The 19686-nt window shown below is 55.9% G+C and carries 26 protein-coding genes; 19 read left to right on the plus strand and 7 right to left on the minus strand.

The window, feature by feature from the left end; genetic code table 11:
• Positions 1–9 precede the first annotated feature (9 nt).
• Entirely contained in the window at positions 10–981 is a 972-nt protein-coding gene (locus COMA2_RS19035; RefSeq protein WP_090902280.1) for an aldo/keto reductase, read from the plus strand.
• 183 nt (positions 982–1164) lie between these two features.
• Here the strand turns inward: COMA2_RS19035 and COMA2_RS19040 are convergent, their stop codons facing one another.
• From COMA2_RS19040 to erpA, 5 genes are all read right to left on the minus strand, one after another.
• Entirely contained in the window at positions 1165–1581 is a 417-nt protein-coding gene (locus COMA2_RS19040) for a hypothetical protein (protein ID WP_090902283.1), read from the minus strand.
• A 77-nt stretch (positions 1582–1658) separates the two neighbouring features.
• The gene (locus tag COMA2_RS19045; protein WP_090902285.1) at positions 1659–1895 is read right to left on the minus strand and encodes a hypothetical protein; all 237 of its coding nucleotides are present in this window, start codon (positions 1893–1895) and stop codon (positions 1659–1661) included.
• 96 nt (positions 1896–1991) lie between these two features.
• Entirely contained in the window at positions 1992–2882 is an 891-nt protein-coding gene (locus tag COMA2_RS19050; RefSeq protein ID WP_090902287.1) for a thiamine pyrophosphate-dependent enzyme, read from the minus strand.
• A 97-nt stretch (positions 2883–2979) separates the two neighbouring features.
• A complete protein-coding gene (locus tag COMA2_RS19055) occupies positions 2980–4188 on the minus strand; it encodes a transketolase C-terminal domain-containing protein (RefSeq protein WP_090902290.1) in 1209 nt (402 codons plus the stop codon).
• Positions 4189–4247: 59 nt separating this feature from the next.
• Positions 4248–4589, minus strand: a complete 342-nt coding sequence (gene erpA, locus COMA2_RS19060; RefSeq protein ID WP_090902293.1) for an iron-sulfur cluster insertion protein ErpA — start codon at positions 4587–4589, stop codon at positions 4248–4250.
• Positions 4590–4675: 86 nt separating this feature from the next.
• Here erpA and COMA2_RS20390 point away from each other — a divergent pair, with 86 nt between their 5' ends.
• The 5 genes from COMA2_RS20390 (at position 4676) to COMA2_RS19075 (ending at position 6694) form a co-directional block, all read left to right on the plus strand.
• Positions 4676–4834: a hypothetical protein gene (locus COMA2_RS20390; RefSeq protein WP_175304734.1), complete on the plus strand. Its 159-nt coding sequence runs from the start codon at positions 4676–4678 to the stop codon at positions 4832–4834.
• A gap of 525 nt (positions 4835–5359) precedes the next feature.
• A complete protein-coding gene (locus tag COMA2_RS19935; RefSeq protein ID WP_139077518.1) occupies positions 5360–5530 on the plus strand; it encodes a DUF1328 family protein in 171 nt (56 codons plus the stop codon).
• Positions 5531–5618: 88 nt separating this feature from the next.
• A complete protein-coding gene (locus COMA2_RS19065) occupies positions 5619–5846 on the plus strand; it encodes a CsbD family protein (protein ID WP_090902296.1) in 228 nt (75 codons plus the stop codon).
• Between the two features lie 74 nt (positions 5847–5920).
• Positions 5921–6163, plus strand: a complete 243-nt coding sequence (locus COMA2_RS19070) for a DUF2934 domain-containing protein (protein WP_090902299.1) — start codon at positions 5921–5923, stop codon at positions 6161–6163.
• Between the two features lie 54 nt (positions 6164–6217).
• Complete coding sequence (locus COMA2_RS19075; protein WP_245631117.1) at positions 6218–6694, plus strand: Hsp20/alpha crystallin family protein; 477 nt, start codon at positions 6218–6220, stop codon at positions 6692–6694.
• A 941-nt stretch (positions 6695–7635) separates the two neighbouring features.
• Here the strand turns inward: COMA2_RS19075 and COMA2_RS19080 are convergent.
• Positions 7636–8211, minus strand: coding sequence for a thioredoxin family protein (locus COMA2_RS19080; RefSeq protein ID WP_090902302.1), 576 nt, complete (start codon positions 8209–8211; stop codon positions 7636–7638).
• A 184-nt stretch (positions 8212–8395) separates the two neighbouring features.
• Between COMA2_RS19080 and COMA2_RS19085 the strand changes: the two genes are divergently transcribed.
• The 8 genes from COMA2_RS19085 to COMA2_RS19120 all read left to right on the plus strand — a co-directional run bounded on the left by COMA2_RS19085 (position 8396) and on the right by COMA2_RS19120 (position 12297).
• The gene (locus COMA2_RS19085) at positions 8396–9124 is read left to right on the plus strand and encodes an SIMPL domain-containing protein (protein ID WP_175304735.1); all 729 of its coding nucleotides are present in this window, start codon (positions 8396–8398) and stop codon (positions 9122–9124) included.
• A gap of 120 nt (positions 9125–9244) precedes the next feature.
• A complete protein-coding gene (locus COMA2_RS19090) occupies positions 9245–9481 on the plus strand; it encodes a FitA-like ribbon-helix-helix domain-containing protein (protein ID WP_090902308.1) in 237 nt (78 codons plus the stop codon).
• The gene (locus COMA2_RS19095) at positions 9478–9921 is read left to right on the plus strand and encodes a type II toxin-antitoxin system VapC family toxin (RefSeq protein WP_090902311.1); all 444 of its coding nucleotides are present in this window, start codon (positions 9478–9480) and stop codon (positions 9919–9921) included. The genes COMA2_RS19090 and COMA2_RS19095 overlap by 4 nt, the downstream gene beginning before the upstream one ends.
• Positions 9922–10486: 565 nt before the next feature.
• Positions 10487–10615: an HNH endonuclease gene (locus COMA2_RS21205; RefSeq protein ID WP_342672633.1), complete on the plus strand. Its 129-nt coding sequence runs from the start codon at positions 10487–10489 to the stop codon at positions 10613–10615.
• Complete coding sequence (locus tag COMA2_RS19105; protein ID WP_090902317.1) at positions 10605–10949, plus strand: nucleotide pyrophosphohydrolase; 345 nt, start codon at positions 10605–10607, stop codon at positions 10947–10949. Before COMA2_RS21205 ends, COMA2_RS19105 begins: the two co-directional genes overlap by 11 nt.
• Before the next feature lie 104 nt (positions 10950–11053).
• Complete coding sequence (locus tag COMA2_RS21210; protein ID WP_217490836.1) at positions 11054–11236, plus strand: DUF2281 domain-containing protein; 183 nt, start codon at positions 11054–11056, stop codon at positions 11234–11236.
• A 373-nt stretch (positions 11237–11609) separates the two neighbouring features.
• Positions 11610–11903, plus strand: a complete 294-nt coding sequence (locus tag COMA2_RS19115) for a nucleotidyltransferase domain-containing protein (protein WP_090902622.1) — start codon at positions 11610–11612, stop codon at positions 11901–11903.
• A complete protein-coding gene (locus COMA2_RS19120) occupies positions 11887–12297 on the plus strand; it encodes a HEPN domain-containing protein (protein ID WP_090902318.1) in 411 nt (136 codons plus the stop codon). Before COMA2_RS19115 ends, COMA2_RS19120 begins: the two co-directional genes overlap by 17 nt.
• Before the next feature lie 62 nt (positions 12298–12359).
• On the opposite strand, the gene COMA2_RS19125 is transcribed toward COMA2_RS19120, so the two are convergent.
• Positions 12360–13454, minus strand: a complete 1095-nt coding sequence (locus COMA2_RS19125; protein WP_090902320.1) for a WD40 repeat domain-containing protein — start codon at positions 13452–13454, stop codon at positions 12360–12362.
• Positions 13455–13643: 189 nt separating this feature from the next.
• Between COMA2_RS19125 and COMA2_RS19130 the strand changes: the two genes are divergently transcribed.
• The 5 genes from COMA2_RS19130 (at position 13644) to COMA2_RS19155 (ending at position 19655) form a co-directional block, all read left to right on the plus strand.
• The gene (locus COMA2_RS19130) at positions 13644–14642 is read left to right on the plus strand and encodes an inorganic diphosphatase (protein WP_090902323.1); all 999 of its coding nucleotides are present in this window, start codon (positions 13644–13646) and stop codon (positions 14640–14642) included.
• A 188-nt stretch (positions 14643–14830) separates the two neighbouring features.
• Positions 14831–15379 (plus strand): 4Fe-4S dicluster domain-containing protein, encoded by a 549-nt coding sequence (locus COMA2_RS19135; RefSeq protein ID WP_175304736.1) that lies wholly within the window; start codon positions 14831–14833, stop codon positions 15377–15379.
• Between the two features lie 284 nt (positions 15380–15663).
• A complete protein-coding gene (locus COMA2_RS19145; RefSeq protein ID WP_090902332.1) occupies positions 15664–16635 on the plus strand; it encodes a TorD/DmsD family molecular chaperone in 972 nt (323 codons plus the stop codon).
• Positions 16636–16701: 66 nt separating this feature from the next.
• A complete protein-coding gene (locus COMA2_RS19150; RefSeq protein ID WP_090902336.1) occupies positions 16702–17652 on the plus strand; it encodes an ethylbenzene dehydrogenase-related protein in 951 nt (316 codons plus the stop codon).
• A gap of 224 nt (positions 17653–17876) precedes the next feature.
• Positions 17877–19655: a B12-binding domain-containing radical SAM protein gene (locus tag COMA2_RS19155; protein WP_090902340.1), complete on the plus strand. Its 1779-nt coding sequence runs from the start codon at positions 17877–17879 to the stop codon at positions 19653–19655.
• Positions 19656–19686: the final 31 nt, after the last annotated feature.

Below are 19686 nucleotides of genomic sequence, written 5' to 3' on the forward strand. Positions count from 1 at the left end.
AGACCCCATATGGAATACAGACATCTTGGCCGGTCAGGAGTGAAAGTCAGTCGGCTCTGTCTCGGGACGATGAACTTCGGCCCGCAGACAAGCGAACAGGATAGCTTCGCTCTGATGGATCGAGCCGTGGAGCTCGGCATCAATTTTTTTGATACGGCGAATGTGTACGGCTGGAAGCTCGGTGAGGGCTGGACAGAGCAGATCATCGGCCGTTGGTTCGCGCAAGGCGGAGGCCGTCGGGATAAGGTGGTGCTGGCTACGAAGGTGTACGGTCGCATGGGGGACGGGCCGAATCAGTCGCGGCTCTCGGCCGTCCATATCAAGCGAGCGTGCGAGGACAGTCTTCGACGGTTGCAGACAGACCGGATCGATGTGTATCAAATGCACCATGTCGATCGGGAAACACCGTGGGAAGAAATCTGGCAAGCGATGGAGCAGTTGGTCAGAGAGGGGAAAGTCGTCTACGTGGGCAGCAGCAATTTCGCCGGGTGGCACTTGGCTCAGGCTCAAGAAACCGCGCGCAGCCGAAAGTTCTTGGGGCTTATATCGGAGCAGAGCCTCTATCATCTCAATGCGCGTACGATCGAACTGGAAGTCATCCCCGCCTGCGAGGCCTACGGCATCGGGCTGATCCCCTGGAGTCCGTTGGGACGTGGGCTCTTGGCCGGGGCTCTGAAATCGGCCAGCGTGGGGCGTCGAGCGGACGCGGAGTTGAAAAAGCAGGTGGACGACGCTCGTCCGAGGCTGGAGGCGTATGAGGCGTTGTGCGGACGAATCGGCGAACGACCGGCGGATGTCGCGCTGGCCTGGTTGTTACACCACAAGGCCGTCACGGCGCCGATTATTGGGCCACGCACCATGGAACAGCTGGAGGGGGCGATGCGGGCGCTCGATCTTGTCCTTAATCAGGAAACCCTGAAGCAGCTGGACGACATTTTCCCCGGCCCGGGCGGCGCCGCACCGGAAGCCTACGCGTGGTAACAGCGGATCAACCGACGTCCTGTCGCAAGCATATACACCTCGAAACTACATCCCTTCACGTGGCCGTCTGGTGAAAGCTTCGCGCGGCAGCCGCACTGAAGCCGCTCCAACGATGTACCCACCATGTTGCCCCATGCAGTCGAGTTGCGAGACGACGCGAGAGATTGGGCAAGTCGCAGGCTATCAGCGCGGGAGAGGGTCGGCTACAGGACCGCTGTCGGTTCCCTCGGGCCGCTGAGGATACAGTTGCGCGATTCGTTCGATCAGGGGTTTGGCTGCTGGGGTGCTGGTGTGTGTCGGTTCGCTGGGAGCATGTTCCCAGGCTAAGATTTGAATCCCTGCCTCCATGAGCGCCACGCGTATGGTCTCTACCATCGCCTCGACGGTGAGCTCAGTCCAGGGTCTGAGGTCCAGGACCCGTTCCTCCGGTCTGCCGGGAGGAGGGCTTTCATGAATGAGCGTCCAGCACCGGTTGAAAATCGTGGCACGGAGGGGATAGGGAATATTGATTGCGGTGAGATGAGACGTGCAGAGTGCCGCCACGAACAGGACGAACTGTAGATTTGGCATCTCTGGGCGATGGATATCGAGTGTTTGCATGAGCGATGGCCTCCCCCTAAGGCGTCGAAAAGGCTTTTGGCGATGATGACGCCTCGGTTGCGGATGGTTGAGAAGACTTACGCGTCGGTGTAAATGTCGAAGAACGCGTCGATGCTGTCGAGTAGCTGCGACTTGATTTCATCCGCTGTGCCGTTCATGACGTGCAGGGTCATGGTGCCGACCGAGCCATCCGGTAGGAAAATGGGCACATGCGGGTGGGTGAGCTCGGTTGCCGTGCCTTGATCCAGCCGCAAGCCGTAGCTCAGTGCATAGCGGGGCTTCGCGTTGATATCAGTTGGCTGCATGTCCGTCATGATTCCCCTCCTGTTCGATCGTCGACAGGGCTTTTCAGCTGACGGGTGGAAGATTCGAGCGGTCGTATGGGCCTCTGGAATCTTCCACCCATGTGATTACACTGTTGTGACTGCCGCCACCGGCTTCTGCATGAACTCCTTGTAGCCATAGCGCTCGGCCAGATAGGCCTTGGCGTCCTCGCTGACGTACTCGGCAAACTTGTACCGGTCATCCTCGACGGTCTTGGCGTCTGCCATCACCTGGTCGGTCGGGATCGCGTACTCGATATTGCAGGACGTATAGGCCTGAATATAGGTCGGACCGACCTCGCGAGCGATCAGCACGGCCTTCTTGATGCAGCTTTCCACCCGACGCGGATTATTCGGCACGACGGTGGCGATGTAGGCGCAGCCGGCGATCTTCGCCATGGCGACCATGTCCATTTTCTCGAACTTCTTGCCGAGGGGCGCCATCTTCAGCACCGCCCCTCTCGTCGTCATCCCGCTCTCTTGTCCGCCCGTATTCCCGTACACTTCATTGTCCAGCATGATCGTCGTGAACCGTTCCTTTCTGAACCAGGAATGGAGGACTTGCTGGAATCCGATGTCGGCGGTGCCGCCGTCACCGGCTATCACGACGACATCCTTATGTTTGTCGCCGAAACGAATCCGCAATCCGCGCGATAGTCCACTGGCGACGCCGTTCTGGTCCCCATAGTTGCCGTAGACGAACGGAATCGCCGCCTGTGAAATCGCCAGCCGGCCGCAGCCTGCCGTTCCGACGGTAATCGTGTCTTCGGGATTTGGGAAGGCGATGATCGCGAGCCGGATGAACAGGGTCATCGCACAGCCGGCGCACATGGGATGCTCTTCGAGGATTTCTTTGAAGCTGCCCATCTGCGACACGGTCGTTTTCTTCCCGAATGGCCCGTGCTCCACCATGTCCCGATATTCTTTCGGCATGAATGTGTCGAATCCCGGGGTGAACTTCACATAATCAAGACTCATCGGATACCTCGCTCTTTCTGTTGTCCGCAAATGCGGTAGTGTGTACATCTGGGCCCGCAACCAACTGCTGTGCCGCCGTTCCGCACCTGTGGCCGGTTCATCCGCCGCGTCCCGCCAGCACGCCGGATCTCATGCCGATCGCCTTCTTGACTTCCTCCACAATCACTTCTGGTGGCAAGGTCATGCCGCCGCAGACGCGCGGTCCGGCGACGACTCGCTTGCTGTTCGGGATCGTGGCTTTGATTTCTTTGGCCATCCATCCGATGACATTGAACTCGGGCACGATGATATGTGAGGCATGTTTGGTCGCCTCGAGAAGTTCTTCCTCCGGCCATGGTCGTAGGGTTTTGATTTTTACCAGTCCGACGCGAATCCCTTCATCGGCCAGCAGGCGGATGGCTTCTCGCCCCTGGGAGACGGCGGTTCCTGAGGAGATGATAAGGATGTCGGCATCGCCGTCTTCGACATCGATCAAGCCATCCAACCACGCGATGGTGTGCTTGCGCGAGCGTTCCGCGGCAGCCCAGACTTCCTGTTGCCAGCTCGCGTGCGTGGCGTAGCTGATGTAGTTGCTCTTCATCACGAAGGGATCGCGCATCATCCGAACCGGGGGACATTCCATATCCATGCAGGGGACGGGTGAGCGATAGGGATCATAGGGTGGCAGGCACATGTCGACGGGCGTCAAGTCGACGACGTCTTTCGTATGGGTCACGAAGAAGCCATCGCAACAGAGGGCCAACGGCAAATGCACGTCCGGCTCTTCCGACACCATGTAGCCCTTGAGAATCCAGTCGTAAAAATCCTGTGCGGTTTCCGCATGCCAGACGAGCATGCCCGTATTCATGAGGTAGGCGATCTCGATCGTGTCCGGTTGGATCGACAAGGGGGAATTGATGCCCCGGCAGGTGACGATACATTGGATCGGCAATCGGGATCCGGCCCACATCGGAAAGTTTTCCATGGCCCGCATGGTGCCAGGTCCGGCGGTCGTCGTGAAGACACGGGCCCCGCCGAAGGCGGCGCCGGCGCACTGCGACATGACCGCAAATTCGCTTTCCCCGCGGAAATAGTCGCCGATATAGCCCTCGGCAAAGAGCTCGCCGCACAGGGCGGCTGCCTCGCTCTGAGGTGTGATGGGATAGGCCACCATCACATCGACGTTCGCGCGCCTGACGGCCTCCTTAATGACCTCGCTGCCGGTAAAAAACGACGGCGTGCGAGGCGCGTCGTTCATCATCACGCGTGGATCGGTGATGACTTGCCCCTTCTTATTCGTGGTTCCGATGATGGCTGTGCTGTCCATGGCTAGTCCCTTTCTATCGAACGGGGGTGGCCGGCGATCCGGCGCACCCTGTGATGACGTTATGCGCTGAATGAACTGCCGCACCCACAGGTCGTTTTGGCTTGTGGGTTCTTGATCTCAAAGCCGGAGCCTTGCACCGTGTCTCGAAAATCGACTTCGCAGCCGGCCAGCAACGGGGCGCTCTGGGAGTCCATGATGACCTTGACGTCGCCTTTCTCGATGACGGTGTCGTCTTCGCTCATGACGGACTCGAAGGCCATGCCGTACTGATAGCCATGGCACCCACCGCCCTTCACGTAGACGCGCAGGCCGACCGTGTCTTTCTCTTCCTGCATCAGTTCTCGGATCTTTCCTTCTGCCGTCGGTGTGATCGTTATCATGGCGTTGCTCCTTTTCTGCATTGACTGATGTGGTCGATAGACCTCAGCTCAACTCCCGTGCGGAGGCACCTCTGCCACCCTAAGCGACGATGGCGCTTGGACAAAGGATGTCCACACAGGTATTTCGAGGAACATTCGGCGCAAAAGCGGCGGAGACCAGGGAATCGGTCGCGCAAACAAGGGAGGGAGAGAAAGTGACGCGCGAGGATGGGACGGTCGGCGTGGCTCAATACGTCATAGTTTCACCCTGGGCGCATTGGGCATGAGAGTCAAGCGCTATTAAGGGGAAGGAGCAGAAAACACGGTGCCGGCGACAGTCACCCTTCTACCATCCATCTTGCCATCGCAGCATGCAGAATCGTTGAACTATTCCGGCCTGTATTACTCATACTCCGCTCCGCCATGACGCGAGACGGACGGACAACGTCAGGGGGTATAGTCCAATGCACCTCAATCAAATTTCTGCTATGGGTCAGGGCTTTCCGGTCGCTTCCGACAGAATTTGTCCGATCAAGTCTAAGTTTCCACACAATTTATATTGCTTGACTCCTGTCCTCATTGCGCCCAGGGTGATGGTGTCAGGTGTGAAGCCCCGCTGGCTGTCCTATCTCTCGCGCTTCCTGACCATTCTCAGCGTGACCGATTCCCCAGTCTCCGCCGCGTTTACATCACAGTCTCTCTGACTCTTTGCTGGTTTGGCGTGATGGCCTGCTGATGGAGGCGGCCAGTGCGCTGGCCATGCCGCAGAGGACTATCAACTCACATCCGCATTCCATCAGAGAGGAGCAACCATGCTCTATTACGCACTGATGTTCCTGGTCGTCGGCTTGATCGCCGGCGCGCTGAACCTCGCCGGGATCTCGACCGTCGTGGTTCAAATTTCATGGATTCTGGTCTTAGCCGGGATCCTGGTGATGGGGGCGATTCATTTAATCATGGGACGCACCAGCCGAACGGGGTGACCGAGGGGTGTCGGGTTGTCTGATGGTTTCCTGCATGACGACCCGACCCTCATGTCACTCTCAATTAATAAGTAAGGAGGGCAATGCCATGAATGCTGCGCAACTCAAAGGAAAATGGATGCAGTTCAAAGGTGAACTGAAAGAGAAGTGGGTCAAGTTTACGGACAATGATCTCCAGGAGATCGGGGGGAACTACGACAGATTTGTCGGCAAAGCCCAGGAACGGTACGGCGATAAAAAGCGTGAGCTGATGAAGTGGGCGGATCAGTGGTACCACAAGGCTCCGCCGGACAAGGCGGGGAAAAAGGTCCAGTGATCGGAGTCGATCGATGGGAGACGTCTTACTCAACAACTCACAGTTATGAACGCGGCAATGAGAGGAGGTGTGCGATGAGCAAGGAAAGAGGTTCACAGCAAGCAACGTCGACCATGTCGGTAGGCACGCCAATGAGCAGTCCAATTGGTGAGAAGGCTGATCTTCCCAGGCAGACATTGGAGGGAGCTTTGACGCACGACCGCATTGCGCAGCTGGCCTACGACTTATATGAACAACGGGGCCGGCAAGAAGGCTTGGCCTTGGAGGACTGGCTGAATGCGGAGCTGCAACTGGTTGGCGTATTAGGTCAATCATGACAGATACCCGTGAGCATGAAACGTTCACTGCTATGACGACAAGGAGATGAGGCCATGAATACAATCTTACGCTGGGATCCGATGAGCAGAACTCGATGGAATCCTTTCAAGGATCGGGATGAACTGGAAAGCCGTTTGGCGACGCTGTTTACCGGTCGGGAGGCAACGAGCAACGGCGGGAAGGAAGCCCTGACGGTGACCCAATGGTCGCCGCTGGTGGACATTACGGAGGATGAGAAGGAATACCTCATCAAGGCCGAATTGTCGGACATGAAGAAGGAGGACGTGCGCCTCACGGTAGAGGATAATGTCCTGACGATTTCAGGCGAGCGGAAATTCGAGAAAGAAGAAAAGAGCAAAAAATATCACCGAGTCGAACGCGCCTACGGGAGTTTCGTGCGCAGTTTCTCACTTCCGGAGGATGCGGATGGGAGCAAGGTGACCGCGGACTTCAAGGACGGGATGCTGCACGTGCATCTTCCGAAATCCGTACAGGCGAAGCCGAAAGCCATCGAGATCCAGGTTGGCTAGGATTGCGTTGATCAAAAGGTGGAGCATCAGGGAAGGCGTTCTTTACGCCTGCGCGATGATGGAGCCTTCCTGATGCTCCGCCTACGCCTTGTCCTCCCGTGTTCATGACCAGCCTCTCCCGCCGTCGTATACTGTTGGGTCGCGTCTATCCTCGACTGCCCCTGTGAATCCGTTTGGACTCTCGTCCATGGGTGTTCTCAGCGGATACGAGCGTTGTCCTGACTTCTCAATTGTCGAGCTGTTGCTCGAACGGCTAGGAAACGACACAATCATGAACAATATCGAGATACTCGTCGAGGACACGTTGTCGATGATCACAATGGATCTCAGGCGATGATTTCGAATCACGTGATTCGGCCTTCCGTTTGGCCCTGATCTTGTGAGTTTGGTCCCTAGATTTTTCCCCTCTCGATGGAGCCATCTTTTCTGCGTCGCCCCCTTGACAGATACGAAACCTCGCTTCTGTTGCTGAGAGCGGTCATCCCCAGAAATGTGTTGAACCTGTGGATAGCCATGGGATTAGTGAGAAGAGTGCCGGCCTCGGTAAGAACTGATTGGCTCCTGTCAAGACAAGTTCCTACGAATATGCAAGAAAGTAAGGAACATAGACTTGGACCACTATTAGTTGTGGTTCGGGCGCGATGGGGCGGATGCCTAAAATATAGGCGATTTGCTGAATACACACGCCATTTGTACCGTCTTTTGCGGAATACCGTGACTTATTCACAGGGTTATCAACAGAAGATGGGGAATGAAAATTCTTATGCCACGCTCATGCTGGAAGGCATGGTTTTTGGGCGATGTGCCGACCGTACTCGAGCGAGCGTTTTTGATGGCTGGATGTCTGATGGATAGATGCGTTCTAGATGGGGTAGGCCACTGCGAGATCGAACGGATTGTCTGGATTTGACACGACGCGGGTGGGTGCCTGCAATGGCTTTTCAAGCGTAGGGTGGGGCATTGCCCTGCTTCCACTTGATGCTGCAACCGATACTGGGTCGTTGATTACTGTCAACCGGTTTCCCGGCGAGCACTGCCCGGATGGCGGAGCGGAGATCGCGGCCGGTTATCGGTTTGTTGTTGCCGGGCCGGCTCTCATCGAGTTGTCCATGGTAGGCCAGTCGACGATCGCCATCAAAAAGATAGAATTCTGGAGTGCAGGCAGCGCGATAGGCCTTCGCGACCTCCTGTGTCTCATCGTGACAGAATGGAAAGGTAAAGCCCAGGCGTACGGCCATTTTTTTGAGCTGCGGCGGTGCATCATCGGGATAGCTGATGGGATCATTGCTGCTGATGGCAATGATCCCTAAGCTCGTGTCGCGATAGTCACGTCCGAGTCGGGCAAGCTCCTGCTCGACATGTACGACATAGGGACAGTGCTTGCAGATAAACATGACGAGCAGCCCTGTTTGGGTGGCGAACGAGTCGAGCGAATAATGTTGCCCGCTCACCAGATCGTGCAAGGCGAACGGCGGCGCTGTGGTTCCAAGCTGGAGCATGGTCGACGTCATAGCCATGAGGCCCTGTCTCATCAAGCCTGTCAGAGACAAGATGCCGCATGCCGTTGGCTGGGTCAAGTAGCGGGGAGGCGGTCGCGGTTTCTTGCGTCATCGTTGCAGGGCCGCTATGCTGCCACCCACCTCGTGGGTGTGTGGGCCATGACCGAGGCGAGATATTCCTTTTGATGCAAGGAGGATGAGCATGCGGATTGTCTGGTTGTTGGTGCTGCTGCTGGGGATTCCGCTTGCGGCGCCGGCGCATGATGAGACGAAGCCCGAGACGCCGACCCTCACGGTCAGCGAAACCGGGATGACGACGCACGCGCCGGATACGGCTTATGTGACGTTCGGCCTGGACACGCCCGGCAAATCACTCGTCGAGACGCAGAGGCGGAACAGTGCCGTCATGAGCAAAGTCTTGGACCGACTGCGCGATTTACAGATCGACAAGGAGCTGATCCAAACCTCGTCTTTTACGGTCTCCCCGCAATATCGACCGCCGTCTAACCGTCCCGCCGATGCGCCGCCTGCTTCTCCGGAAATCGTCGGCTATATCGTCGGCAATATGGTGACCGTGGAAATCCGTGCCCTCGACAGAGTGGGCACGGTGATCGAAGAAGTCTTGAAGGCCGGCGCGAATAGCTTTCAGGGGTTGCACTGGGGGTTGCGCGATGAGCAATCGGTGCGTCTGAGCGCATTGAAACAGGCGGCGGTCAAGGCGCGCGAAAAAGCGGCGGCGCTGAGCGAGTCGCTGCAGGTAAAACTCGTGCGGGTCGTATCAGTCCATGAAGGGGGCCGCCCTATGATCAGGCCCGCTGCTTCCATGGCGCGCATGGCGATGGACGCGGGCACCGGCGAGGTGCCGATCTCGCCCGGGGAGCTAAAGGTCGAGGCAACGGTGACGCTCGTTTATGAGATTGCCCCGAACTGAAAGGCGGCTCTTTTTTGCGTCAGTCAAGTTGTGGGAGATGCCGGAATAGTCATTGCAGTACAGGGGGAGTGGTGCTAGCATTATGCTAGCTCAACCTATAGGACCGAAGGAGGTTTGCACATGGCACAGGTTCTTGTTCGAAACCTCCAAGATAAAGTCGTCGCACGGCTCAAAAAAAGAGCCAAGACTCGAGGACGGTCACTTCAAGCTGAAGTAAAGACAATTCTTGAAGAGGCGGCCAAAGAAGAGTCGGGCGATTTCTGGAAGGAAGCCGAGCGCATCCGTGAACGGCTCAAACGGTCAGGAAAGAAATTTAGTGACAGCGCCGAGCTGATCCGCGAGGACCGCGATCGGTGAGGGCGTACATCATTGATGCGAGTGTCGTTCTCAAATGGTTCATTCCGGAGGAGCACTGCGAGCAGGCGTTGCGCCTCAAAGATTCCGACGCGCGCCTTCATGCTCCCGCCTTTCTCACGCTGGAAGTCGGGAATGTTCTCTCCAAAAAACGCCGCCGTGACGAACTGACCGCGCAAGATACTGAAGACATTTGGCGGGCATTTCGACGAGCTCCTATCCGTCGCCACGCCGATGAGACGCTGGTACTAGCCGCCTTCGACCTCGCCCGCCATACGAAGCAGAGTTTGTACGATTGCTTGTACTTGGCCCTGGCCATGCAACTGAACATGTCATTTTTGACGTCCGATCGAAAATTCTACCAAGCGCTACAGCATGACGAGTACCGCAGCCGGGTGCTCTGGATCGAGGACCTGCCATGCACGTTGGGGCGTGGAGCATGAAGCGCTACAAAGAGGAACGATGGCTATACGGTTTTGACCGCACCACGCCTCCTAAGGATGCCGGCATGATGATTTCTGCTCAGTAAAAGAGTATCCTGCGGCGCAGTTTCGTTAGTGTTCCCCAGGGAAGATGCATGGGCAAGAAAGCCAAGTCTTCAGCAAAATCCAATCAAACCGCTCCGTACAAGCATCCTGAGGCGAAGAGCCTCATGCGGCCTCTAGAGTAATTATGTTTGAGGATCGAAAAATTTAGAGCCAAGAAGCCGCGAGAGCATGACCCGGTCATTGGCTGTACCATCTTGGCGAATCCGTTTTTCCTTGAGAGAAAAGACTGGATTCCTTCTCCTCCTGATTGGTCGTCAAACATCGTTCAAGGCAAGACGTATGACACCAATGAAGAAGTTGGGAAACACGTATGGATTCAGGTCCAGGAGCGACTTCGGGTCCAGCATCTGCTGCAGATGACTGCGACGAGCGCCATGCCCGTTGCAGCTGAGGATGTCACAAGGTATGGAGCTGAATTTTTGACAAGGGCAAGATTAGGTCAAGGTGCCTTTCGGGTGTGGTGACCGAGGCTTACGGACGGCGATGTGCGGTAACAGGAGAGCGAACCCTGCCAGCATTGGAGGCAGCGCACATCAAGCCATTCGCAAAGTCTGGTCCCAATCAAGGAGAAAAGGCTCATGATTGGTAACGACTTGCTTGTTGAACTTCTTGAGTTTAGGCAGAAACGCAACTGGGAACAGTTTCATAAGCCAAAGGACTTGGCAGTTTCTCTCTCGGTAGAAGCAGCCGAATTGCTCGAGATATTTCAGTGGAAAAGTGACGTGGAAGTTACAGGCCTGATTGCTAGCGAGTCGAAGCAGCGGATTGAAGAGGAAGTGGCAGTGGCAATTGTGCTTACACATCTATGCCATGATCTCGGTATGGACCTGCATGCGGCGGTCCGTTCGAAGCTCAACAAGAACGAAGCCAAGTATCCCGTAAGAAAAGCCTACGGAAGTTCGAAAAAATATAGCGAATTATAGGTTGTCGATAAAAAGTTGCTATCTCAGATCAACGATCGGAGCAACGAATTGCTGGTGGTGAAAAAGCTGTCGTAATAAGATGTACCAGAGAGGAGAATCTGCCGATGTTGTCTTTTGAGGACCGGATCAAAGGGTTGTCCCCCGATCTCCGACGTGAAGTGGAGGATTTTGTCGATTGTTTGATCGATCGGCGTGCTCCCCATTCCAAAGGCAAAATGAAGTTTGCTTGGGAAGGGGGCGCTCGCCGACCTTCGAGAGCAGCACACCTCCGTCGATTTACAGCATAAGTTTCTCGAATGGTGGGGTGACGATGTATTCCGTGAACACTAACCTCATCCTGGAAGTCCAGCTTCGACAGGCCAAAGCCTAGAAAGTGAAGCAATTTCTTGAACATGCTTCTTCGGAGCAGCTCTTTTTCATGGAATTCTCGCGCTGGCGGGGCGTCTGCTATCGGAGGAAAATCCAGACCCCCTACTCCCCACTGCGACCCTTGAGAGTCCGGAAGTTTCGCCTCGTGACCTTTATCAGAGTGGGAGATGAATAGCCTCCTTACAGATGATTTCTAAGGTCTATAAGGAGTATCCTCCAGCTCAGGAGTTCAAAGATAAGATGGTCCAATCAGCAAGGAGCACAAGCGCGGTTCAGGATGCTATTACCGAAATGGTACGGCGTATTGTCGAGCGGTTCCATCCTGAGCGCATCATTCTCTTTGGATCACATGCCCGCGGGACGGCCGGTCCGCATAGCGATGTCGATTTGCTTGTCGTGATGCAGCCGCACGGTTCGAAACGAAGGCGAGCGGTCGAGATCTATGGATTGTTAGCCGGCATGGGGGTTCCTAAAGATGTCATTGTCGTGAGTCCTGAAGAATTCGAAGCATACCGAGACGCGCCAGGGACTGTTATAAAAACAGCGTGGCAAGAGGGAAAGATCCTGCATGACCGTGCGGCCTAAGGACGAAGACCTTGTCCGAGCCAGGGTTCTAAAGGCCGAACACGACTTGCTCAATATCGAGAACAATCTTGCCGCGCCGGAGGTCCCAGGGGATACCGTTTGTTTTCATGCGCAGCAATGTGCAGAGAAATACCTTAAAGCTCTCCTTGTTTCTCGGCAAATCGACCCTCCGAAGATTCATGATCTGACCGAACTCTATGCGCTATTGCCAGGCGGTCTGCTGGTAGATTTCGACACGAGCTTGCTCGAAGAATTGAATCCCTACTCGATTGAAGGGCGATATCCTGGAGTTTGGGAGCCGGTTGAACAACCAGAGGCACTTCGGGCTGTTGAGGCTGCGAGAACGATTCGTCAGACGATCCGCCGGGTCCTCCCTTCAACCTGCATTGTCTGACTCTACAGAGTAGAAGAGATATTCTCGTGGCAGCCGGTTTTGCTGCGATCCGTTTTCTCCGGCTACTCTTCCGCTTTTGCTCCCCCTTCCCACAGCTTGACGGTCCGATCCCAGGAGGCGCTGGCGAGGCGTTTGCCGTCCGGAGAAAAGGTGAGACAACGCACACCGCTACTATGGCCTTTGAGTGTCCGGAAGTTGCGGCCGGTGGCCAGATCCCAAAACTTGATGGTCTCGTCGTCGCTTGCGCTGACTAAGACTTTCCCATCCGGCGATACAGCGAGACTGCGGACCCAGCCCTTATGGCCGGTGAGGGATTTCTTCTCAACGACGCTCGGCATCTCGAACAGCTTGATGGTGGCATCCCGGCTGCCGGTGATCAGGAGTTTCGCGTCCGGTGTGAAGGTCATGGCCCCGATCCAGTAATCCATCGGTTTTTGGAACCCGCCGTCGTCTTCAATATAATAGCCGCGGGTTTCGGTGGAATCTTCCTGGTTTTTTCGCCAGTGGCCGTCGTGGAGGACCTTTTCCTCGCCGCTTGGAAGGACTTCCCACACCTTGATCTTGCCGATGTCGGTTCCGCTGGCGAGATGAATGCCGTCCGGGGAGAAGACCACACAGACCGACCAGTGATGGTCGTACTCATCCTTCCCGAGCAACGTCATCAGCTCGGTGCCGGTGGTGACTTCCCAAATCTTGATGTCTTTGTTATGGCTGCCACGCGCGAGCATGAGGCCGTCGGGCGAGAGCGAAAGGCTGCAGACGTTATGATCGTACCTGGTGAACAGGAGCTTCATCGGCTCGCCGGTTCGACCGTTCCATAACCGGATCGTCCGGTCCTCGCTGCCGGTGGCCAGGGTTTGCCCGTCCGGCGTGAAGACAATGGCGCGAATATCGTGAGTGTGGCCGCGTAGAGAACGCAATAACCGACCGGTTTCGATGTCCCACATGCGCACGAGGCGTTCGGCGCCGCCGCTGGCGAGCGTCGATCCGTCAGGTGAAAACGCGACCGCCCAGACTCCGTGCGAATGGCCACGGAACGTTTTTACTTCCCGACAATCGGCTCCCCAGTAGTCCAAGAAATCGATCGGAGGCGGTGATGCAGCGGCTGTCTCTGAGGAGACACTCGGGAGCGGAGGAGTCATTGTCGGTTCCGGCATGTGCAGCGTGTTTTCTTGGCCGTCTGGTCCTTGATTGGTCGACAGGCCAGCCAGTATAATTCTGTCGGTCGTTCGGATCGTAAGAGATGCCTCGCGGCCAAGTCAAGCCGGCTCCCATGAGTGATGTCGCCCATGGGGCGTCGTGCACAATGTTTTTTACTGTTCCCCCAAGCCGCTGAGGATTGTTTCATGGAAATCAGATTCCAACCAGCTTTGCTCCAGGAAGTCATCGATTCGTTCGTTGAAAAGACGGAACGAGAGGGAGATCCCACCTACTATAAGGAATTCCACGAGTATGCCGACCCGATTTACGAGAAATTCATGCTCGATGATCGGGAAGCGGAGTTTAAGAAGCTGTATCAATATCTTTTCGGCATCTGGGGATTTTCTGATATCGTCCGCGACTCATTCAACGAGTATACGCTATTGAAGGAGAAGGTGGGCATTGTCCTGGTCAAAGGTGTGTTGAAGGAAGATCAGGAAGGCGTCGATATTCTCCGCAAATGGGGGTCCGTCGAAAAGGACTTGGCGAAACAGTTTGAGGAAAAAGGTCTGAAGGGCGTGGGGATCAAGCTGATTCCCCGCCGCTTTTATGATCCGGCATTGACACGCTATTGCCGCCATGAGCTGATGCACATTTCCGACATGATCGACCCGCTGTTCGGTTACGATCCGGACACCAAGCTTGGGCAGAACCCCGGCGAAGAAACGCTGATCTTGCAGCGCTATCGTGTGCTCTGGAGTTTGAGCGTGGATAGTCGATTGGTCGCGGCAGGCAAGGAGCCGATGCTGAGCAAGGAGGATCGTTTCAAGGAATTCCGGTCCTGGTACCGAAAAATTCCGCCTCCTCAACTGAAGTCGGTGTTCGAGGGGCTCTGGCAGACCTCCTACTTCACCCATTCCGAGCTGATTGAAATGGCCGCCGACACGCTTCGCGTCATGGATCGGGCCGTGGATGTGGAAGGCGGGGAAGTCCCGGAGACCGAAAACAAAATCATGCTCATGCCGGGTTTCCCGTGCCCGCTGTGCCGGTTCCCGACGTATTCCTGGGTCGAGGATATGGGGACGAAGGTGGAATCCTACGTGCTCGACTTCATTCGCGAGAATCATCCGGGATGGGACGTGGAATTCGGGGCCTGCGATCGCTGTGTGGAAGTGTACAAGCTGCGTGCCGACGGAGTGATGTAGTGCGGATGGTGAAAATAGCCGCCAGCTTTGTTCTCGCTTCGCTTAAGGCCTCAACGTACCTACAACGTACGCCTCGGCCTTTCGCTCGCTGCGGCCTCGCTGGACAGCTATTTTGACCATCCGCCAGTCTAGTTGTTTGAATGCCAACCAACCCTTCATACGGTCGGCGTGACTTTCTGAAAGATTCCGTGCTCTCCACCGTTAAAGCCGCGCGCGAACTTGTCAAACAGGCGGATGGGGTTCCGGTAGAGCCGTCTTCTCCGCCGACTCGCACTGACTGGCTGCGTCCCCCTGGCGCGGTGGGAGAACCGCTCTTCCTTGAACGTTGTACGAAGTGCAATGATTGCATCACGGCCTGTCCTCCAGGCGCGATCGTGGCCCATCCTCAGGACGGGACACCCGTTCTCTTTGCCGATCAGTCTCCCTGCCTGTTATGTGAGGATCTTCCCTGCATTACAGCCTGTGGAACGGACGCGCTCCTTCCGGTCGAGGGGATCAACAACGTTCGAATGGGAAGCGCGACGGTGTCGCATCGACTCTGCACGGCCGGCCAAGGTTGCCATGCCTGTGTCTCGAAGTGTCCGACGGATGCTCTTGCGATGGACGTTGCGTCCTTGTATCTTTCCGTGGAGAAGGACGCCTGTGTCGGCTGCGGAATGTGTGAAATGGTCTGTCAGACCGTCAATGACCATGTCGCGATCCGTGTCGTACCGTCGAGGCTGCTGGCAGGATATTGAAAAAGGCCGCCGGCTGCGTTCCCCGCCTTGCCGAAGCGGCTTCGCGAGGCAGGTCGCCTCGCTCGGAGGCTCAACGTACGGGTCGGCAAACGCCTGTTCATACAGGCGATGGGTGGGCCGGGTGATGATTACGCCACCCCTGGGCTGGTCGCTGGGCTGGAAACTATCATTCAGGAGATCAATCAGTTCGCCCTTGACTTCGTATCGCCCATTTCATATACATACGAGGTCCTGCGACCCTGCCTTTGGGGTAGGGTGAACGAGGTGGTCGGGAGACGATTTGTATGACGAGTCAACAGCCGATGCAAGGCGTATCTGCATCCGCCACCGCCACACTGCCGAGTCCGTTGCCCATCAAGGACTCCCCTGCCGTCGAACGTGCGCTCAATCGCAGTAAAATCTATTTATTGGTCTCCTGGAGCCTCCTGTACCCGGAAGATGAGGAATTTCTTGATTATCTCCGGAGCGGAGAATTTGTGGAGGATGGCCGGGTCGCCATCGACGCGTTGGATGTCGCCCTAGGCGCAGTGGGTGGCGAGCGAGCCAAAGGGAAATTGATCTCGCTGAAGAAACAGTTGGGCCTGGTTGAGAATCTGATCGCTTCCGAATGTGTCAACTGGCAGCTCAGCGATCTCCAGTCGGAACATCGCCGCGTGTTCAGTAATGTAATTACGCTCGATTGCCCTCCCTATGAAACCCTGTTCGGGAATGACCATGTGTTCGCGCAATCCCATGTGATGGGGGATATCTCCGGCTTCTATAAAGCCTTCGGAGTCGAATTGTCGAAAGATATCCATGAACGGCTCGACCATCTCAGTGTCGAGTTCGAGTTCATGCACTTTCTTGCCTACAAGGAATCCTACTCGCTCTGTCACGACGGGCCGGAGAAGACGCAGATCGTGGTCGATGCGCAGAAGAAGTTCGTCAAGAATCATATCGGTCGATGGGTGCCGCTGTTCTGTCGCATGTTGACCAAGAAGGCGGATTCCGGTCTCTTCAAATTGGTGGCGGATATGACCGCCGATTGGATGGATTTCGAGACGGCCTTCCTGGGCGTGACTCCGCAGCCCTACACGGAAACCGACTATCGTCCGGCGACGTTCAGCTCTCCCGAAGGCCAGACGTATGAATGTGGCGCGCAAGACCAGGGCAATGAATTGACCATGTTGTTGAACGAAGTCGGTGCGCAGTCGTTTATGGATGTGAAAGAGAAAGACAAGGAAAATGAGGAAGGCCGGCCTTCCGGAACGGCGTGAGTGCGTGCGGTAACGGGTTAAGGGCGAACGCGGTCTTTACAATAATTCAGAGGAGGGAGTAGCACTATGAGGGTAGCGCAGACGACCAACAAGAAATTGGTGTTTGCAATTCTTCTCTCCGCCCTCACTGTCGGCCTGATGCTGACGTTGGGGCGAGTACCACTGGCCGTCAGTCAACCGGTGACGATACCGGCGAAGGCGGTGAAGGGCCAGATTCCCATGGATGGCGCCAACCCTATATGGGAGAGTGTTCCGGGCGTCATTATTCCGTTGAGCGGTCAGTTGATTACGACACCGATGCATCCGAATATCTCGGTGAAGTCGGTATTCGTCAAGGCCATGACCAACGGGAAAGAGGTTGGGCTGCGATTGGAGTGGATCGATCAGACGAAGAATGACACAGCGATCGGCCCGCAAGATTTCCGCGACCAGGTTGCGGTGATGTTTCCGGTGAACACGGCCGGGGCTCCGCCGTTCCAGTGCATGGGACAATCCGGCGGGACGACCAACATCTGGCGGTGGAATGCCGAATGGCAGAAGGATCTCGGCAAGGACAGCGCGGGCATCTGGGATGTCGACGATCAATATCCCGGCATTTTCTGGGATTATTACTTTGAAGAGCCGGCGGGGGGCGTCACCTATCCGGACCGTATCGGCCGGAGCCTGGGACCGTTCAACTCTGGTATCTGGTCGGGGAATATCATGTCTGATCCGACACTTCGCGTAAGTTCCGTTGAGGATTTGAGCGCGAACGGCTTCAGCACCCTCACGACGCAAGCTCATCAGGATGTGATCGGGAACGGCGTCTGGGAGCCATCGGGGTCCGTCAAGGGCGGTGGGTACACCGGTCCGACCTGGCGGGTCGTCGTGAAGCGGACCTTGGAAAACGGCGATGCAAACGATGTCCAGTTCAAGGCAGGTATGTCGGTGCCGATCGCATTTGCGGTGTGGGACGGCGCCAACATCGAGCGGAACGGCATGAAGTCGCTGTCGACCTGGTTCACGTTGAAGTTGTAACGACCGGAGCGGCAAGCAAGAGCCGCTGGTGGCGTCATTCTCAAATGGCCTCGGATCGGGATCCCGGTAAGTGAGGGAACGATTCGAGGCCTTTTTTTCTTGAAGATTTCGGCACTGGTTTCAGTCCTCCATACATGCAGAATTGCATTTGACGAAGTGCGGGGGGTATAAGAGGAAGGCGTCTCAAACTCGCTGATTTTCAATCGTAAAAGGCCGGCACTACCATGAAAGTCTCACTGCTTTTCCCTCCAACTTGGCATCCGTCTCAACCCTATCTCAGTTTGCCGTCTCTCACCGGGTTTCTGCGCCAGGGTGGGGTCTCCGACGTCTCGCAGCGCGACCTTGGTATCGAATTGTTGGATGCGGTGCTGACCAAGGAGTATGCAGCCGAAGTCTACCAGCAGTTGATCGCCAAGCAGCGCGAGCTTGAGCGGACTCAGACCGGTGAGACGGGCCCTGGAAGTCGCGAGCATTACGGAAAGGTGACTGACTCGCTCGATCGGTTCTCCTATCTCATCGATCGTATCGAACTTGCCAAGGACACCTTGCGCAGCGAAGGATTTTACGATCCTGATGCCTATCGAGCGAGTTTGTTCATGATCGATAAGTGGTTGGAAGTCGTGTCTTCAGTGTATTTTCCGACCCGACTTACCGTCGTGGATAATCAGTTCGGGAACTATTCCATCTATTCTTCGAAGGATCTGATGAAGGTCGTTCATGATGAAGCACAGAATCCTTACCTGAGCCTCTTCAGGGATAGGTTCATTCCTTCGATCGTGAAGAATCGGCCTGATCTCATCGGGGTCTCGATTACGGCCACGTCGCAGATCATCCCCGGGCTCACGCTCTGCAGGCTGATCAAGGAGGCCGCCCCGGACCTTCACCTGACCATCGGGGGCAGCATCTTCACCCGTCTCGTGGACAACATTCGTCGCTGCCCGAGCCTCTTCGAATTGGCCGACGATATCGTCGTATTTGAGGGCGAAACGGCCTTGTTGGAATTGGTCAATCAGCTGGCGGGCAAGAAGGACTACAGCAAGGTTCCCAACCTGATTTATCGGCAGAATGGGAAGATTACGGTCAACCAACCGTTCTATTCGGAAAATGTCAATCAACTCCCGGCGCCGAACTATGACGGGTTCCCCCTGGATCGCTATTTATCGCCGGAGCCGGTCTTGCCGGTCCAGTTTTCGCGGGGCTGTTACTACAAAGATTGTGCGTTCTGCGCCCTGACCCTCGACCACCAGAATTTCAGGCAGAAGGATCCCGGGCGGACGGTCGAGGAGCTGCAATGGCTGACGCAACGCTATGGCGCCCGCCATTTCTTTTTTACCGACGAATGTTTTGCGCTGTCACCGACAAAACGGTTGTGCCAACAGCTGATTGAGAAACAGCTTGATATCAAATGGACCTGCGAGATGCGGTTCGAGAAAAACCTCTCACGCGAACTGTTGGCGTCCATGCGGGATGCCGGGTGTTTGAAGATCGTTTTCGGGTTGGAATCCTTCAATCAACGCATCATGGATTTCATGAAGAAGGGGATCAAGCAGGAATGGGTTCGGCGCATCGCGGACGACTGTGTCGATCTCGGCATTGCGGTGCATTGTTACATTATCGTGGGGTTCCCCACGGAAAAAGAAGAAGAAGCGCTTGAAACGATGAACTTTGTCGTTGAAAACAAGAGACTTCACCAGTCTTATGGATTTTCTTGCCAGCCCTGCCTGTTCGACTTGGAAAAGGAAGCTCCCATCATGAGCGATCCCGGCGGGTATGGGATTCGACGAATTATGCGGCCGTCGGCGGAGGACCTGAGTCTCGGATTTTTTTATGAAGTGCAAGAGGGCATGACTCCCGACGAAGCGGAGCGCCTGTATCAGTATGTCTATGAGCGGATCAGTGAAGTCGTGTGCGAGCTTCCCTTCAATTACGCGATGGCCGATGGATTGCTGTATATCTCGCGGGCGAAGGAAGGAGCCGGACAGGCGCCGCTGGCGGCACATTGACCGCATTTTTTTGCGACAGCTATAATGTCAG

This window comes from Candidatus Nitrospira nitrificans (genome assembly GCF_001458775.1).
GTDB lineage: Bacteria > Nitrospirota > Nitrospiria > Nitrospirales > Nitrospiraceae > Nitrospira_D > Nitrospira_D nitrificans.